The sequence below is a fragment of the Yoonia sp. KMU-150 genome (assembly GCF_056858355.1).
This window is the reverse complement of the sequence record NZ_JBXEQF010000001.1, coordinates 249,337-266,144: the sequence shown is the minus strand read 5'-3', so window position 1 is coordinate 266,144 and position 16,808 is coordinate 249,337. Positions and strand designations below refer to the sequence as shown.

The following is a 16,808-nucleotide window of genomic DNA, read 5'->3' as shown; positions in this document are numbered from 1 at the left end:
GTCTTGCGTCCGTGTCTTGTGCCGCGCACAGATGGCATATGGAAAACACGTTGCTTTCATTCGGTCACGGTTACAGCGCGCGCGCACTGGCCCGTCTGCTCGCGCCCGACGCATGGCGTGTGATCGGCACGACACGGTCAGAGGACAAGGCCGTCGCCCTCATGCAGGCAGGGACAGAGCCGCGGATATGGCCGGGCGCAGACATGGGACCGGCACTCGATGCAGCCACACATCTGTTGATTTCAGCAGCGCCCGATGCAAACGGCGACCCGGTTCTGGCTGCGTTAGAGACTGAAATCGCAAAGCGTGCCGGGCAATTCACCTGGGTCGGCTATCTGTCGACCACGGGCGTTTACGGCGACCATGGCGGCGACTGGGTAGATGAAAACACGCCCCTTACCCCCGCCACGCAACGCGGTATCGCACGGGTGAAGGCCGAGGCCGCGTGGGCCGCGATCCCCGATCTTCCGCTGCATATCTTCCGCCTTGCGGGAATCTACGGGCCGGGGCGTGGTCCGTTCGCCAAGGTGCGCGCGGGCACGGCACGGCGGATCGTCAAACCCGGGCAGGTTTTCAGCCGTATCCACGTCGCCGATATCGCCCGTGTGCTGCATGCGTCGATCCGGCGCCCCGATCCCGGTGCCATCTACAACCTCTGCGACGACGATCCCGCCCCGCCCCAGGATGTCATCGCCTATGCGGCAGAGCTTCTGGGCGTGCCCGTTCCCCCGGCAGAGGATTTCGCGACCGCGGACATGACACCGATGGCCCGCAGCTTTTACGCCGAAAGCAAAATGGTCCGGAACGACCGCATCAAGACGGAACTTGGTGTGGACCTGCTTTATCCGGACTACCGCAGCGGGCTCAAGGCGCTGCTGGCGCAGGACGTGTCGTCCTGACGATCCACGCGAGGCTCGCGAAAACCAGAAGCAGTATGACCGCTACGACAAAATTCGTGCCGTAAAAGACTGCCCGACCGTCAAACGCCAGATCGTTCAGGAAAGGGTAGGGCAGGCCTGACGTGATCTCGCCAGCCGGGCTGTCGTTGAACCGCTGCACCAGCGTTTCGCACCACAGGATGTAGGCCGCGATGATCCCGAACAGCCACGCAAGCGGGCGTGTCAGTCGTCGGTAGCTGCGATGCACGAAAATCGTGTCGACAATCTGCAGCGCCGGTCCAAGGCCGTGCAAATACATCTCAAGATAGAACTGCCCCAACGCGCCGTCCCGGGTCACCGATGTCGGGTCGGCAAAATACAGCCGCCAGTACAGAAACACGACCATGGCGTTGATCACCGCGGTGGCGCAGACAAAGCCGTCCCAGCGGTTCTGACTGCGCCCTTCCTCAAGCGCCATCATCCGGCTGGCAGCGAAGAACGACATGAAAAGCGCCCAGATCGTCAGATACCGGAACGGCCCGCCGAATTCCGTAAAGTCGCCAAGGATCAGCGTTCGCAGGCAATAGAACGCGGCCAGCAGGAAGACGATCCAGCGATAAAGACGTGTCAGGGTCATGGGGCATGTTCCAATGGTCGGCGTCACTCTGCACGTCCTGCCGCCACCGCGCCACCCTGACCCGGCGTCGCAGAAGGAACTTGCGTGCACCCCGCTTCCATCCCATATGACGGGCAACCCAACCCAAGGCCGTTATCCCCCGTGTCCCTCCGACAGCGCACCGCCGACTTCCTTGCACGTCCTTTCGTGGGCCGTTTCGTGATCGGCGTGATTCTCTTCAATGCCGTGATCCTCGGGTTGGAAACCTCCGACTCGGTGATGGCGCGTTGGGGCGATCTCATTTTGCTGCTCGACACCATCTGTCTCGCGATCTTCTCCGCCGAAATCGCGCTCAAGCTCTTTGCGCATGGTGCCCGGTTCTTCCGCAATGGCTGGAACATCTTCGACTTCGTGATCGTCGGCGTCGCCCTGCTGCCCTTCACCCAAGGCATATCGGTGCTGCGGGCGCTGCGCATCCTGCGCGTTTTGCGCGTCATTTCCGTCGCTCCGTCGCTGCGTCGCGTGGTGGAAGGCTTCATCACCGCCCTGCCCGGCATGGGATCGGTGTTCGTGCTGATGGGGATCATCTTCTACATCGGTGCCGTCATCACCACGAAACTCTTTGGCGATGCCTTCCCCGACTGGTTCGGCACGCTGGCCCGCTCGGGCTATTCGCTGTTCCAGATCATGACGCTGGAAAGCTGGTCGATGGGCATCGTCCGACCCGTGATGGAGGCATATCCCTACGCCTGGGCCTTCTTCATCCCGTTCATCATGGTGACGACCTTCGCCGTGGTGAACCTGCTGGTCGGTCTCATCGTGAACTCCATGCAGGACGCCCACCACGAGGAAAACAACGCCGCCACCGATGAATACCGCGACGAGGTTCTGGCGAAACTGGAGGCGATCGAAAAACGGCTGGACGCGCGCGACCGCGAACAAGCCAAAGCGGACGAATTAAGCTGATTTAGAGCCTATTTTCGCCACACCCATCACCGCCAGGACCTTCGCCTCGATATCCGCGGCGTTCAGGCCCGCGACGGCATACATATCCTTCGGATTGGCTTGATCGATAAAGACGTCGGGCAACACCATCGACCGGAATTTCAGTCCGTGATCGAACACACCCTCGTCCGCCAGCAACTGCGCGACATGGCTGCCGAACCCGCCGACAGCACCCTCCTCGATGGTGATCAGCGCGTCATGCTCCGCCGCGAGACGCAGGATCAGTTCGCGATCCAGCGGCTTGGCAAAGCGCGCGTCGGCGACCGTCGGCGTGATCCCCTTTGCGCCCAGCGCCTCGCAGGCGGCTTCGACCTCCTGCAACCGTGTACCGAACGATAGGATCGCCACCTGCTTGCCCTCACGAACGATCCGGCCCTTGCCGATCTCCAGCGGTTCCGGGTCGACCGGCATCTCCACGCCAACACCTTCCCCGCGCGGAAACCGGAACGCAATCGGTCCTTCGTCATGCGCCGCCGCCGTCGCGACCATGCGTACCAGTTCAGCCTCGTCCGCTGCGGCCATGACGACGAAACCGGGAAGATTGCTCAGGTAGGCCACGTCGAACGCACCCGCATGTGTCGCCCCGTCGGCACCGACCAGCCCCGCCCGGTCAATGGCGAACCGAACCGGCAACCGCTGGATCGCAACGTCATGCACCACCTGATCGTACCCCCGCTGAAGGAATGTCGAATAAAGCGCGCAGAACGGCCGCATCCCGCCCGCCGCCAACCCGGCGGAAAACGTCACCGCGTGCTGCTCCGCGATCCCCACGTCGAAACACCGCGAAGCATAGCGATCCATGAATTTGCTAAGCCCGGTGCCATCGGGCATCGCCGCAGTCACAGCGCAGATTTTAGGGTCTGTCGCAGCCTGTTTCAGCAATTGTTCGGCAAAAACGGCGGTATAGGAAGGCGCATTCGACACCGCCTTTTTCTGCTCCCCCGTCAGCACGTCGAATTTGCCCGTGGCGTGCCCCCTGTCGCGGGCCTTTTCAGCAGGTGCAAAGCCCTTGCCCTTCTTCGTGATCGCATGAATCAGGATCGGACCCGTCGCGCGGGTCTTGACCGTACGCAGGACGGACAGAAGCTGTTCCATGTCATGCCCGTCAATCGGCCCGAGATAGGAAAAACCCAACTCCTCGAACAGTGTTCCGCCGACCGTCATGTGCTTGACCATGTCCTTGGCCCGGCGCGCACCCTCGCGGAACGGTTCGGGCAGCAGCGAAACCGCGCCCTTGGCAGCGGCCTTGAGTTCCTGAAACGGCTCCCCGGCATAGAGCCGTGACAGGTAAGACGACATCGCGCCGACCGGAGGTGCGATCGACATCTCGTTGTCGTTCAGCACCACGATCAACCGCTTGCCCAGCGCGCCCGCGTTGTTCATCGCCTCATAGGCCATACCCGCCGACATCGCCCCGTCACCGATCACCGCAATCGCGTCACCCAGTCCCTCGGGCGGCGCACCGCCCAGATCGCGCGCCACGGCAAAACCGAGCGCCGCCGAAATCGACGTGCTGGAATGAGCCGCGCCGAACGGATCGTAGGGGCTTTCCGACCGTTTGGTGAACCCCGACAAACCATCCTTCATCCGCAGCGTGCGGATCCGATCCCTGCGTCCCGTCAGGATCTTATGCGGGTAGCACTGGTGCGACACATCCCAGATGATCTTGTCCTTGGGGGTGTCGAAAACCGCATGCAGTGCCACGGTCAGTTCCACCACACCCAGCCCCGCCCCCAGATGCCCTCCGGTTTCCGAAACCGCCGAAATCGTCTCTGCCCGCACCTCATCCGCCAGTTGCCGCAGCCTGGTGTCCGGCATCCCCTTGAGGTCTGACGGGCTTTGCACGGTATCCAGGATCGGTGTGATCGGACGGTCGGCCATGGTCACGGCTCCTATTTGTCGCGGGTGATGACGAAATGCGCCGCTTCGCGCAGCGTGTCCGCATCCGCCCCGTATATCTCTAACGCATCGCAGGCCTCTTGCACGAGGTCGCATGCGCGTCTTTTCGCCGCGTCCAGCCCCAGAAGCGACACGAACGTGGCCTTTCCGGCGCCACTGTCCTTGCCGACAGCCTTGCCGACCGTCGCGGCGTCGCCTTCGACATCCAGCACATCGTCAGCGATCTGGAACGCCAGGCCCAGCGCATCGCCATAGCGTTTCAGCGGTACCACGTCCGCACCTGCCAGCCGCGGTCCCGCCATTGCCGACCATGTGATGAGCGCACCGGTCTTCCCCGCCTGAAGCGCCATGATACCCTCCAGATCAAGAGGAGTGGCCGCAGTCTCGGCGGCAATATCCGCCGCCTGCCCGCCGACCATACCTTGCCCACCGGCGGCCATCGCCAGTGACCACATCAGGTCCACGGTGCGGGCAGGGTCCCCCGGCGTCTCCAACACCAGCCGGAACGCCTCGGTCAGCAACGCATCACCGGCCAGTACAGCCGTCGCCTGGTCCCACTTCACATGGACCGTCGGTTGCCCGCGCCGCAGTCGGTCGTCGTCCATACAAGGCAGATCATCGTGAACCAGCGAATAGGCATGCAGGCACTCGATCGCCTCGGCACAGGGCTGCGCGCGGCCCGCGCTGACACTATGCAAGCGAGACGTTTCCATCACCAGAAATCCGCGCAGACCTTTGCCACCCGTCACCGCATAGCGCATCGCATCGGTCAGCGTCGCACTGTGCGGGCTATATAGCTTTGTCTTCAGGCTCGCCTGTACCAGCCCTGATGCCTTCTTCAGCGCCTTTTCAAACCCTTCAGTCATCCAGCGGCGCGGTTCCCGTCGGTTTGCCGTCACTAAGGGTGATCTTGGCGACCTTCTCCTCGGCCTCTTTCAGCTTGGTCTCGCAACGCGCCTTCAATGCCGCCCCGCGTTCGTAAAGCGCAATGCTTTCATCAAGCGCCACATCACCACGCTCCAGCTTGCCGACGACGCTCTCCAGCTCTTTCATCGCATCTTCGAAACTCATCTGATCGACCGCGTTACTCATACGCCTCTCTCCTTCAAAACACCGACATGGGCCGCCGCCGACGCCCCCAGCGCCGCAAGGTCATAGCCCCCTTCGAGGCTCGATACCACGCGCCCCTGACAATGGGTATCCGCCAGATCGCACAGCTTTTCTGTGACCCATGCAAAATCATCCGTCTCCAGCATCATCCCCGCCAATGGATCGGCCCGATGTGCATCGAAGCCTGCGGAAATGATCAGAAGTTGTGGAGAGAACGTATCGACGCGCGGCAGAACGTGCCGTTCGTACACATCCCGAAACGCTTTCGATCCGGTCCCGTCAGGCAGCGGCACGTTCAGCACATTGTCCACGCCGACCTCATGCGCCATCCCGGTGCCGGGAAACAGCGGTGACTGATGGGTCGAACAGAACAGGATACGCGGGTCGTCCTCCACCAGATCCTGCGTGCCGTTCCCATGATGCACGTCGAAATCCACGATCGCCACACGCTCCAGCCCGTGATGCTCCAGCGCATGCAAGGCACCGATCACAACGTTCCCGAAAAAGCAGAACCCCATCGCCGTCTCGCGCTCGGCATGGTGACCCGGCGGGCGCACGGCGGCAAAGGCGTTCGTGGCCTCTCCTCCCAACACAAGATCAACCGCCCGCACCACGCCACCTGCGGCGCGATACGCAGCCTCCAGCGTGCCGGGCGACATATGTGTATCCGCATCCAGCGACCGGAACCCCTGCGTCGGCGCGGCGCGGCGCATCGCGTCCAAGTGCGTTTGCGGATGCGCGCGCAACAGATCGTCCTCTGCCGCCATCGGTGCGGTTACGCGCAGCAGGTCCATCCCCTCCAACGCATCCAGCACCGCGCCCAGCCGCGCCACCTGCTCGGGGTGCCCCGGCGGCGTCACATGCGCCGCACAGGCCTCATGGCTTACCAAAGCTGTTACCATGGCGCGTCTCCCGCATCATTTTGCCAAAAATACTCCCGCCGAAGGCAAGAGCAGCGTTTCAACCATCACTATCAGAAATTCGGACCCGAACCGCCAGCCAAAGGCAGACAAAAAACGTCGTGCGCCCCGCAGGGGAGCTCCTTTGGATCAAACCACGCTCAGCCGTGGTCGGGGGCCAGCATGTATCCGGCGCCGCGCACGGTCTGCAGATAGCGTGGCTGCTTGGGGTCGGCCTCGATCTTGCGGCGCAACCGTGTGATCTGCACGTCCACTGCACGTTCTTGCGTCTGCCCGCCGGACCGGCTCAATTCCTCGACCAGTCGCGTGCGGGTTACCGGCTCGCCCGGCAGACCCGAGAATATGCGCATCAACTGACTTTCCGTCGCCGTCAGCCGCACCAACTCCTCGCCGCGCCACATCTCGCCGCGCTCGATGTCATAGCGAACCGGACCAAGGTTCAGCACCTTCGGCGTCACGACAAGGGGTTCGGCCTGCGGCACCCGTCGCAGGATCGCATTGATCCGGAGCAGCAGTTCTTTCGGCTCGAACGGTTTGGCCAGATAGTCGTCCGCCCCCGCCTCAAGGCCGGTGATCCGGTCCCCGGTCTCGCCCTTGGCGGTCAACAGCAGGATCGGTGTGGTGATCGCGCGGCGCAGATCGCGGCACAGCGCCATGCCATCCTCCCCCGGCATCATCACGTCCAGAACGATCAGGTCGAACTCCAGCCCCGACAGGATACGCCGGGCATGGGCGGCATCCCTGGCGGTGGTCACCAGAAATCCGCTGCGCATCAGGAATTTCTGCAAAAGCCCCCGAATGCGTTCGTCGTCGTCCACGATCAGCAGGTGCGGGTCATCGGCATTCATGGTGTCTTGTCCTTCAGCGCGTCGTAGTGGCGACGCATGTCTTCATCCATCATCGCTTCCAGCACACGCCGGAAACCGGCCACCGCCTCGGGCCCCGCGGCGCGATATGCGCTGCGCATCCGGTCACGCTGGGCATCCGACAACGCGCGTTCCAGCGCGGCACCGGCCTCCGTCAGGTACAGATGGCGCTCGCGCCGGTCCTGCGTACCGACCATATTTGCCACCAAACCGTCATCGACCAAGGTACGCAACACACGATTCAGCGATTGTTTGGTCACGCCGAGAATGTTCAGCAGGTTGTTGACGGTCGTACCGGGGCTGCGGTGGATGAAGTGGATGGCGCGGTGATGGGCACGGCCATAGGCCTTGTCCGCCAGAATCCGGTCGGGATCGGCGGTGAACCCGCGGTAGGCAAAGAACATCGCCTCGATTCCCTTGCGCAGCTGCTCGTCGGTCAGAAACAGCAGCGCCTGTCCTGTCGATGGCGATGGTCCCTCTGCCACGTCACCTGTCCTCTCGGCCTGTGATAATACGTCAGCTTTATTGACTTTGTAGCCCGCCACCGATAGCAAAATCGCAAACAACGCACAGATTTATGGCCGATGCGGACCTTTGTGCGACATTTATGCAAATGACGGGGTGGACCAATGGCTGGCTACGATGATCGCGACGGCAAAATCTGGATGGACGGACAGCTGATCGACTGGCGTGACGCGAACGTTCACATCCTGACCCACGCGATGCACTACGCGTCCTCCGTGTTCGAGGGCGAGCGATGCTACTCCGGCAAGATCTTCAAATCGACGGAACACTCCGAGCGGCTGAAATTCTCCGCCAACTGCCTCGATTTCGAAATCCCCTACACCGTCGAGGAAATCGACGCCGCCAAGATGGAAACACTGGAGGCCAACGGCCTGACCGACGCCTACGTGCGCCCCGTCGCCTGGCGCGGTGCCGGCGAGGATATGGGCGTCGCGGCAGAGCGTAATCCCGTGCGCATGGCCATCGCGGTCTGGTCCTGGGGCAACTACTATGGCGACGCCAAAACCAAAGGCGCGAAGCTCGACATCGCCAAGTGGAAACGACCCGACCCCGCGACGATCCCGCACGAGGCCAAGGCGGCCGGTCTCTATATGATCTGCACCATGTCCAAACACGCCGCCGAGGCGAAGGGCTGCTCGGACGCCATGATGTTCGATTACCGCGGCTACGTGGCCGAGGCGACGGGCGCCAACATCTTCTTTGTCAAGGACGGCGAGGTGCACACACCCAAGGCCGATTGCTTCCTCAACGGCATCACCCGCCGCACCGTGATCGGAATGCTGCAAGAGAAGGGCATCACCGTCCACGAGCGCCGGATCGAGGCGGCCGAATTGGAAGGTTTCGAGCAATGCTGGCTCACCGGCACCGCCGCCGAGGTCACCCCCGTCGGCCAGATCGGCGACTACAACTTCGAGGTCGGTCAGATGACGGTGGACATCGCGAGCGACTACGAAAAGCTGGTGCGGGCCTGAACAAGCGCGCGCTTGATGCAGGGATTCAAACGTGCGATTCTAGGATTGTCGGCGAGCCGCTGACGTCAGCGAGGTGCGCCATGTCCAATCTCAAGTTTGAAATTGCCGCTGTCTGGGACGACGATGCACAAGTCTGGATTTCGGAGAGCAACATCATCGGCCTGCACATCGAAGCGGACACACTCGAAGAATTTGAACGAGAAGTTCAAGAACATGCCGCCGACATGATTATCGAAAACCACATCGACAAGACAGATCTTGCGAACCGCCCGCTCCGCGATCTGATCCCAACGATTTTCTGGCGCGAAGGCAAACCCGGGCAATCCGCCGCCTGATCCGTGCCCGACTTGTATCGCAAAGTCACGGGCCTGCTTCGGCTGCATAATTTCGAATTGGTGAAAGGTGGCAAGGGTTCGCATGAAAAATGGCGCAATGCGCAACTCGGCCGTGTTTTGACCGTTCCGCGGAATCTCAAGAGCCGCCACACAGCCAACGCGATCCTCAGAAGCGCTAGCATCAATGAAAAGCTGTGACCCTTACTTCCCCGCCACGTTCCCCATTGCGCGCCGTTGCTTCGCCCGTTCCAGCCCCAGTTGCCGCTCGCGCCAGATGATCAGGACCCCGGCGAGGATCACCACTGCCGACCCCAGCAGCATCGGTGCCGTCGGGACCTCGGCGAACACGAAATATCCAATCAGAACCGCGAGTATCATCGACGTGTAGTCGAACGGGGCCAGCAGCGACGCATCGGCGAACCGGTAACTGGAGGTCAGGAAAATCTGCCCTATCCCGCCGATCAATCCGGCCAGCACCAGCAAACCGAACGTGCCCCACCCCGGCACGACCCAGCCAAACGGGATCGTCAGAAGCGACAGCGAGGTCGAGGTGACTGCGAACCAGAACACGATGGCCGACGTCGTCTCGGTGGCCACCAGCTTGCGGATGAACACATGCGCAAGTGCGGCACAGGCAGCACCCATCAGCACGACGACCGCGCCCAATGTCTGGCGCGTGTCCATCGCGCCGACCGACAGGCGCGGCGACAACACGATCAACACGCCGATCAGGCCAAGCGCGACAGCCGACAGGCGAAACGCGCGCACCCGTTCGTTCAGGAACATCGCCGCGAACACGACGACCAGCAGCGGTGCGGCATAGCCGATGGCCGTGACTTCGGGCAGCGGCAGCAGGCCAAGCCCTGCAAATCCGAACCCCATCCCCATCGTGCCCACGATACCGCGCCAGAAATGCCCCATCGGGCTGGCCGTTTTCATGCCGTCATGCAGGTGCCCGGTCACCGCCAGCCAGACAACGATAACCGGCAAGGCGAAGACACTCCGGAAAAACACCGCCTGCCCCGGGGGCACGTCCGCAGCCGTCGCCTTGATCAGGCTGGCCATGCAGACGAAGGTGCAGACGGATAGTACCTTGAACAGAATGCCACGCAGCGGATTCATAGGCGGGGACCTCAGGACAGGGCGGCGATGGCCTCACCGTAGTCCGCCCCGACGACAACCGGAACACCCAGTGCGTCAATTTTATCCGCCCATGCGGTGTCTTCGGCGTCGATCTTGCCCGCAGCACGCAGGATCACCTGCCGGATACGCCCGGGATGGCGGACAATGGCGTCGTGATAGACGTGTCCGTCATGCTGCCCAGTGTCCCCGATAAGGATGAACGACAGATCGGGGTTCGCGGCCAGCACGCGGTCGATCGCACTGCCCTTGTGGTCACCGTGGGTGCCGGTGATGAACTGCGTCTCGCTGATCCCGTAATCGCGCAGGAACATCGGCCCCTTCGGCAGGCCGTTGCGCGCAAAAATCCGCCCCAGAAACCCGTGAAGGTTCCATGGGCTGGAACTGACGTAGTAGACCGGATTGCGACCGCTGTCGTGCAACAGCGTCATCAGCCGGATGGCGTCTGGAAACACGTGTCGCGTGAGCGCGTTTCCTGTCAACGACGTCCAGATATTGCGCCACAGACTGTAGGCTCCGGTTTCCATCTGCGTGTCGTCGATGTCGGAGATCACGCCGAACGCCGCCCGTTCGCTGGCGATCATCACGGGGCAATCCGCCGTGCCGGTTCCGGCCGTGACAGCGATGCTCTGCCAGCCTGTCTGTCCCTCGCGTGGCAGCAGGATGGTGAAATAGCCCTCCTCGTCCGACTGCGCGCTGTAGTCACCCGCGCTGACCGTCACATCGGCCACCTCGTCGGTCATGAACAAACGCAACATCTGCCGCAGGTTGGTCCAGCGGCTTTGCCCATCCTTGACGGTATCCTCCCGCAGCTTCGACAATACGCGACCCCGCACGATCAGGTGCTCCGGCGTGGCGTATCCCACGTAGGGTTCCACGACTGACGCCTCTTGCGGCGTCCGCCAGATCAGCCGGTCGACCCGGCGTTCGATCCGGGCCGCCACGCGGGCCAGCTTCAGCTTCAGGCTCATTGCTGCGGCGTGATCCGCAACACTGCCCCGTCGGAACTGTCGACCAGCACCAGCAGGCTGCCGTCGCTATCTTGCTGCACGTCGCGCACCCGCCCGATGTCCGTGGCCAGCCGCTCCTCACCTGTGACTTGCCCGCCCTCGATCTGCAGGCGCACGACCGCCCCGGGATTCAGCGACCCGATGAACAGGTCACCCTGCCATGCCGCATGACTGCCATCATAAAACGTCATCCCGCCGGGCGCGATCACCGGGTCCCAGTAATAGACCGGCTGTTCCATGCCGTCGCGCGCAGCCTCGCCGCTGCCGACATCGCTGCCACCGTAGTTGATGCCATAGGATATCACCGGCCAGCCATAGTTCTCACCGGCCTCGGGTCTGTTCAATTCATCCCCACCGCGCGGGCCATGCTCGATCGTCCAAAACGCACCGTCTGGCCCGATCGCCGCCCCCTGCACGTTGCGATGGCCGTAAGACCAGATCGCGTCGTCACCATCCTGCCCGACAAACGGGTTGTCGCCGGGGATGGATCCGTCACGATTGACCCGGATGATCTTGCCATAGGTCACCTCCAGGTCCTGCGCAAAGACACGCTCCTGCGGTGTCGACCGTTCGCCGGTCGTGATCCAGACCGTACCGTCCGCCATCGGGATGATCCGGCTACCGTAGTGTTTGTCCGATTGCGAAGGCCGGTTCTGCAACCAGATGTCGGTCACGTTTTCAAGCGCCCCCTGCGCCGTCAGTCGCGCGGATGCCACCGCCGTGATGCTGCCGCCGTCCACAGGCTTGGCATAGGTAAAGAAAATCACACCGTCAGAAGCATAGTTCGGCGAAACCGCCACATCCAGCAGACCGCCCTGCCCCTGCGCAAAAATCTCCGGCAGTCCGCTGACCGGGCCGGATACGCTGCCGTCGGCGTTGATGACCCGCAGCCGCCCGGGCCGTTCCGTCACCAGCCATTGCCCGTTGGGCAGGGGTGCGATCCCCCAGGGATTTTCCAAACCGCTGGCGAACACCTCTATCGTCACGTCGCTGGGCTGCAGCGCATCCGCGCGGGTCTGGTTTTCGAATGCTGGGGAAAAATCGGTGTTGGGCGCACCCTGTGGCACCTGCGCAAAAGCGAGGCCGGGCAGCACGGCAAGAACGGCGGCAAATTTCATCTGAAAGGTCTCCATTGAAGGGATGTCAAAGACCGAACCCCGAACGCGCGGTCGCGGTTCCCTCACGCTGTCTTGCGATTGCCACCCCCTTGAAGGGGGGATTGCGCGGAAAACAGGGTCGGGAAACCGTGACTTTCAACCTGTCGGGGCGCAAGCCATGCTCTGGACGACCTGCAAAACCGCATGAAAGGCCCGGCCATGACTCTGCTGTCCCGCTTCCTGATCGCCCTGCTGATACTCACCACCCAAGCCGTCGCCGCCCCCGGCGACCCGTGGGAAGGCGAATGGCGCAACAACAACCATCAGGCAACGTGGCTCTTTCAGGACGGCAATCGTGTCTGGGGCGAGACCACACGCCCGCACCGGTTTGAAGGACGGGTCTCACCCGACGGGCGTACGGTGCGCGGGACATGGTACCGCAAAAGCCATTCACAGGGCCTGTTCGAATTCACGCTTGCCGCCGATGGTCAAAGCTACCGCGGGAGCGGCGCCGACAGCGGCAACGGTTTCCCGCAATCCAGCGCGGAAAGCTGGAATGCCGTACGCGAAGCGACCGATGCCGAGCGTCCGGGATTTCACGACGGCAACAACATCTTTGGCGCGCGTCTTAACATGAACGATCCGGCGCATGTCGCCTGGATCAATTTTCAAAGCCCTTATGAGCAACCCGATGCCCCCACAGCCCCGCCTGTCGGCATCGACGACCTGCCCATACCCGCACCCGGCAACGGCGGTCTGTGGCAGGTGCTGGACACCTACAACCGCCACGTCGGCACCGTCGCGATGGATCGCGCACCCGATGGCAGCTTCACCGCCAGCGGCCAAATCCGTCTGCCCGACTTTCAGGCCGGAACGCCACTGCTTGCAACCTTCATTGAAAGCGGAAGCGGCCAGGTTCTGGACGAAGCCAGTTTTCAGATCGTGCTGAGCGGCGATACGCAGTTCGAATCCGTCAACATCCGTCCGGACGGCGCAAGCAGCCATGACATCTCGTTCGATGGCGACTTCATGGGTAATGACGATTACACCATGAGACTGGTCCAGATCGCGGGCTCCGTGCCGGAACTGGACATCTCCACTCTCGACACCCCGGAACCCGGCAACCTCGGCCTGATGCGCGTCACAGCACGCGATCACGGAAAGATCGGCACCGTCGACTGGAACCAACTCCCGGCTTCGGTCACCATGACAGGCCAGATCATCATCCCCGAAGCCTTCGACGGTGACCCGATCGACATCAGCATCCTCGACAGCACCAACGACGCGGCCGACAACATTTCACTGCAGGTACCGTCGCGCAATGTCGCCTGGCTCGTCGCTGCAACTGTCCGCGAACGCGAGGGCGATCAGTATATCGTGACGATCCCGGCGGGCACCTTCGATCCCGATCCGGGTCCCTACGACCTCTATATCAACCATATCCCCGGCTCGCGCCCCGCAGCGCAACCTGCCGAAACCGACACGGAAAACCACCTGACGACTTTCCGCATCGACACGAGCCGCGTGCCACCGGGCCTGGCCGTGGCCGTCTACGCCGAACCCGATCCGACCTCCTCGGTCACCGGCATGCTCCAGCGCGACGCCACGAACCTCAGCCTGCGGGTCTGCGTGCCTGCCCTGTCCGTCCCCGACAGCAAACTGACGGGCGAGGATCTCTATGATGTAATGGCCGACCGCTTCTGCAAAATGCGCACGCCCTACCTCTTCGGCTGGGTCGCGGGCGAGTACATCACGCGCTAAGCCGCCCCACGGCCCAGCGCGCGGCGTCCGCGACCACCGGGTCCGCATCATCGACCAGTCCCTGCGCGACCTCGCGCAGGGCCGCATCGCCGGAATTCCCGATGGCGTAAAGCACGTTGCGCACGAACCTGTCCCGTCCGATCCGCTTGATCGGCGATCCCGAAAGTTTCGCGCGAAACCCGGTGTCGTCCAGCACAGCAAGTTCAGCCAGCGGTGGCGCGAGCAGATCATCGCGGGCCGCATACCGCCCATCGCGTCCCTCCTGCGCAAACTTGTTCCACGGACAAACCGCCAGACAATCGTCGCAGCCATAGATCCGGTTGCCCATCAGCGCGCGCAGGTCTTCATCCACCGGCCCCTTGTGCTCGATCGTCAGATAGGAAATGCAACGCCGCGCATCCAACTGGAATGGCGCGGGAAAGGCATCGGTCGGACACACATCCAGACAGGCCGTGCAACTGCCGCAATGCTCGGCTTCCGGCACGTCCGGTTGCAGATCGACCGTGGTGAAGATCGCCCCGAGAAAAAACCACGACCCCAGATCGCGCCCCAGCAGGTTGGTGTGCTTGCCCTGCCAGCCCAGCCCCGCCGCCCGCGCCAGCGGCTTTTCCATCACCGGGGCAGTATCGACAAACACCTTGATCTCGGCACCAGGCACCTGCTCGATCAGCCAGCGCCCAACCTTCTTGAGCCGTTTCTTGACGACATCATGGTAATCACGCCCCTGCGCATAGACCGAAATCGCCGCCCGGTCGCGCTGCTCCAGCACCGCCAGCGGATCGTGCTCCGGCGTGTAGGGCTCCGCCAGCATCACGACCGACTTCGCATCGGGCCAGAGCGCCGCCGGATCGCCGCGCCAGCCCATGCGCTCGCCCATCCATCCCATCTGGCCGTGGTATCCGGCATCGACGAATGCCGCCAACCGCGCCGCGATCTCCGGCACCGCATCGGGTCGGCATACGCCCACCTTCGCGAACCCCGCCTCACGCGCGCATGCGACCAATCGCTCCTTCACGCGCCCGCCTTCTTCCGGTTGAAAATACCTTGGGGTCCGGGGCAAAGCCCCGAAAAGGGGGTCGCCATTTTCGCGCCATTGGTCCGAGAGACAATGGCGACGGGCGGGCCCACCCACCCGGAACCATCAAAAATCAAGATCGGCATAATGGCGCGGCTGTGGAAAGCCGGGCAGTTGATCGGCCAGCAGCGACCGGAAAGAAGGCCGCGACTTGATCTTCGCATACCAATCCTTCACCACCTCCGACCGGTTCCAGTCCACGTCCGAGATATAGTCCAGACACGACAACTGCGCCGCGGCGGCAAAATCCGCCAGCGACATCTCGTTGCCCGCCAGCCAGCGCCGCTGATCCAGCAGCCCAGCCATGTAATCGAGATGGTATTTGATCGCCCGCGCGCCCGCCTTCACATTGGCGCTGTCAGGGTATCCCGTGCCCATCACCTTGCGGAACACGCGCTCGCCCACCAGCTTGGCGGTCACTTCCTTGTGGAACTTGTCGTCGAACCAGCCCACCAGCCGCCGCACTTCGTAGCGCCCCTCGGCGGTCTTCGGCAGCAACGCCGGCGTCGGGTGATTGTCTTCCAAATACTCGCAAATCGCCGTGCTGTCGGCCATCGTGCGATTGCCCAGCCGCAGCACCGGCACCTTGCCCGCCGGATTGCGCTGCAGGAAATCGCTGTCCTGCTCCCAGTACCGCTCCTCGACCAGCTCCACCTCTATCTTCTTTTCCGCCAGCGAAAGCCGGACCTTACGGGAAAAAGGCGACAGGGGATAGTGGTAAAGGCGGTTCATCGCGGGCTGCTCTGCTAGGACGTGTGTCGTCATAGATGCAGCATGTCCCTTGCGGGATCAATGCCCGATCAGTTCTCGAAACAGGCTGCGCGCCCGTCCGCCGCGATGGTCGCGGCCCCGTCCATGATCGCCGCAGCACGCCTGCGGACAAAGTTCGAAGGTTGCGACGCCGACCGTGTCTTGGGGCTAGGCAGGATCGCCGCCAGCCGTGCCGCCTGCACCGCCGTCAGATCGCGGGCATCCACGCCAAAGTAATGCCGCGCCGCCGCCTGCACACCGAACACGCCCTCGTCGAACTCCGCGATATTCAGATAGACCTCCAGAATCCGCCGCTTCGACCAGACCGCCTCTGTCAATGGCGTCCAGAGCGCCTCCATCGCCTTGCGCGCCCAGGATCGTCCGTGCCACAGAAACACGTTTTTCACGGTCTGCTGGCTGATGGTCGATGCGCCACCACTGCCGCCCCGGTCGATGGTGGCGCGGATCGCGTTCACGTCCAGCCCCCAGTGCAAGCAGAAATTCGCGTCCTCCGCCGCCACGGCGGACCGCGCCATGACCGGCGCGATCTGGTCCATCGCGACCCACTCCTGCGTCACACCGCCCAGCCTGCGGCCTTCGGAAAACATATAGGGTGTGGTCGGTGGGTTCAGCAGGCCCACGGCAAAGGTCGCGACAAGTATCAGGCTCAAAACCGCCAGTCCTCCAAAAACGATAAACCGCCTGATGCGCGCGAACAGACCCCGCCGCGGCGGGGCTTTCTTGCGGGTGGCTGGCTTTTTCTTTTTGGTGCTCGATTTCGCCATGGGTCTATGTTCATGGCCGCGCATTGGCGGTCAAGCGGGCGAAGTGGAAACAATGCGTATTGTGG

The 16,808-nt window shown here is 62.8% G+C and carries 18 protein-coding genes; 5 read left to right on the top strand and 13 right to left on the bottom strand.

Features of this window, described 5'->3' with window-relative positions; genetic code table 11:
* Window positions 1-38: 38 nt before the first annotated feature.
* Entirely contained in the window at window positions 39-899 is an 861-nt protein-coding gene (locus AC04PH_RS01290; RefSeq protein ID WP_483063932.1) for an SDR family oxidoreductase, read from the top strand.
* Here the strand turns inward: AC04PH_RS01290 and AC04PH_RS01285 are convergent.
* The gene (locus tag AC04PH_RS01285) at window positions 865-1,515 is read right to left on the bottom strand and encodes an androgen-induced gene 1 family protein (RefSeq protein WP_483063931.1); all 651 of its coding nucleotides are present in this window, start codon (window positions 1,513-1,515) and stop codon (window positions 865-867) included. The genes AC04PH_RS01290 and AC04PH_RS01285 overlap by 35 nt on opposite strands.
* Before the next feature lie 141 nt (window positions 1,516-1,656).
* Here AC04PH_RS01285 and AC04PH_RS01280 point away from each other — a divergent pair, with 141 nt between their 5' ends.
* The gene (locus AC04PH_RS01280; protein ID WP_483063930.1) at window positions 1,657-2,460 is read left to right on the top strand and encodes an ion transporter; all 804 of its coding nucleotides are present in this window, start codon (window positions 1,657-1,659) and stop codon (window positions 2,458-2,460) included.
* Here the strand turns inward: AC04PH_RS01280 and dxs are convergent.
* From dxs to AC04PH_RS01250, 6 genes are all read right to left on the bottom strand, one after another.
* Window positions 2,452-4,380 carry a 1-deoxy-D-xylulose-5-phosphate synthase gene (gene dxs, locus AC04PH_RS01275; protein WP_483063929.1) on the bottom strand — a complete coding sequence of 643 codons (1,929 nt, stop codon included), beginning with the start codon at window positions 4,378-4,380 and terminating at the stop codon, window positions 2,452-2,454. The genes AC04PH_RS01280 and dxs overlap by 9 nt on opposite strands.
* An 11-nt stretch (window positions 4,381-4,391) precedes the next feature.
* Window positions 4,392-5,264 carry a polyprenyl synthetase family protein gene (locus AC04PH_RS01270; RefSeq protein ID WP_483063928.1) on the bottom strand — a complete coding sequence of 291 codons (873 nt, stop codon included), beginning with the start codon at window positions 5,262-5,264 and terminating at the stop codon, window positions 4,392-4,394.
* On the bottom strand, window positions 5,257-5,490 hold the full coding sequence (locus AC04PH_RS01265) for an exodeoxyribonuclease VII small subunit (protein ID WP_483063927.1): 234 nt from the start codon (window positions 5,488-5,490) through the stop codon (window positions 5,257-5,259). Before AC04PH_RS01265 ends, AC04PH_RS01270 begins: the two co-directional genes overlap by 8 nt.
* The gene (locus tag AC04PH_RS01260; RefSeq protein ID WP_483063926.1) at window positions 5,487-6,410 is read right to left on the bottom strand and encodes a histone deacetylase family protein; all 924 of its coding nucleotides are present in this window, start codon (window positions 6,408-6,410) and stop codon (window positions 5,487-5,489) included. The genes AC04PH_RS01265 and AC04PH_RS01260 overlap by 4 nt, the downstream gene beginning before the upstream one ends.
* Window positions 6,411-6,568: 158 nt before the next feature.
* Window positions 6,569-7,276 (bottom strand): response regulator, encoded by a 708-nt coding sequence (locus tag AC04PH_RS01255; RefSeq protein ID WP_483063925.1) that lies wholly within the window; start codon window positions 7,274-7,276, stop codon window positions 6,569-6,571.
* Entirely contained in the window at window positions 7,273-7,779 is a 507-nt protein-coding gene (locus AC04PH_RS01250; protein WP_483063924.1) for a MarR family winged helix-turn-helix transcriptional regulator, read from the bottom strand. Before AC04PH_RS01250 ends, AC04PH_RS01255 begins: the two co-directional genes overlap by 4 nt.
* Window positions 7,780-7,923: 144 nt before the next feature.
* Here AC04PH_RS01250 and AC04PH_RS01245 point away from each other — a divergent pair, with 144 nt between their 5' ends.
* Both AC04PH_RS01245 and AC04PH_RS01240 read left to right on the top strand, forming a co-directional pair.
* On the top strand, window positions 7,924-8,790 hold the full coding sequence (locus AC04PH_RS01245; protein WP_483063923.1) for a branched-chain amino acid aminotransferase: 867 nt from the start codon (window positions 7,924-7,926) through the stop codon (window positions 8,788-8,790).
* 80 nt (window positions 8,791-8,870) lie between these two features.
* Window positions 8,871-9,125 (top strand): DUF1902 domain-containing protein, encoded by a 255-nt coding sequence (locus AC04PH_RS01240; protein ID WP_483063922.1) that lies wholly within the window; start codon window positions 8,871-8,873, stop codon window positions 9,123-9,125.
* 201 nt (window positions 9,126-9,326) lie between these two features.
* Here AC04PH_RS01240 and AC04PH_RS01235 read toward each other — a convergent pair whose 3' ends face one another.
* Genes AC04PH_RS01235 through AC04PH_RS01225 form a run of 3 tightly spaced genes read right to left on the bottom strand, consistent with a single transcriptional unit; the run spans window position 9,327 to window position 12,393 of the window.
* Window positions 9,327-10,247: a DMT family transporter gene (locus AC04PH_RS01235; protein WP_483063921.1), complete on the bottom strand. Its 921-nt coding sequence runs from the start codon at window positions 10,245-10,247 to the stop codon at window positions 9,327-9,329.
* 11 nt (window positions 10,248-10,258) lie between these two features.
* Window positions 10,259-11,236 (bottom strand): App1 family protein, encoded by a 978-nt coding sequence (locus AC04PH_RS01230; protein WP_483063920.1) that lies wholly within the window; start codon window positions 11,234-11,236, stop codon window positions 10,259-10,261.
* Window positions 11,233-12,393, bottom strand: coding sequence for a PQQ-dependent sugar dehydrogenase (locus AC04PH_RS01225; RefSeq protein WP_483063919.1), 1,161 nt, complete (start codon window positions 12,391-12,393; stop codon window positions 11,233-11,235). Before AC04PH_RS01225 ends, AC04PH_RS01230 begins: the two co-directional genes overlap by 4 nt.
* A 198-nt stretch (window positions 12,394-12,591) precedes the next feature.
* Between AC04PH_RS01225 and AC04PH_RS01220 the strand changes: the two genes are divergently transcribed.
* Window positions 12,592-14,133, top strand: a complete 1,542-nt coding sequence (locus AC04PH_RS01220; protein ID WP_483063918.1) for a hypothetical protein — start codon at window positions 12,592-12,594, stop codon at window positions 14,131-14,133.
* On the opposite strand, the gene queG is transcribed toward AC04PH_RS01220, so the two are convergent.
* The 3 genes from queG to mtgA form a co-directional block, all read right to left on the bottom strand.
* A complete protein-coding gene (queG, locus tag AC04PH_RS01215) occupies window positions 14,123-15,148 on the bottom strand; it encodes a tRNA epoxyqueuosine(34) reductase QueG (RefSeq protein ID WP_483063917.1) in 1,026 nt (341 codons plus the stop codon). The genes AC04PH_RS01220 and queG overlap by 11 nt on opposite strands.
* 126 nt (window positions 15,149-15,274) lie before the next feature.
* Complete coding sequence (gene fzlA, locus AC04PH_RS01210) at window positions 15,275-15,940, bottom strand: FtsZ-binding protein FzlA (RefSeq protein ID WP_483066125.1); 666 nt, start codon at window positions 15,938-15,940, stop codon at window positions 15,275-15,277.
* A gap of 68 nt (window positions 15,941-16,008) precedes the next feature.
* Window positions 16,009-16,743, bottom strand: coding sequence for a monofunctional biosynthetic peptidoglycan transglycosylase (gene mtgA, locus AC04PH_RS01205; protein WP_483063916.1), 735 nt, complete (start codon window positions 16,741-16,743; stop codon window positions 16,009-16,011).
* Window positions 16,744-16,808 lie beyond the last annotated feature (65 nt).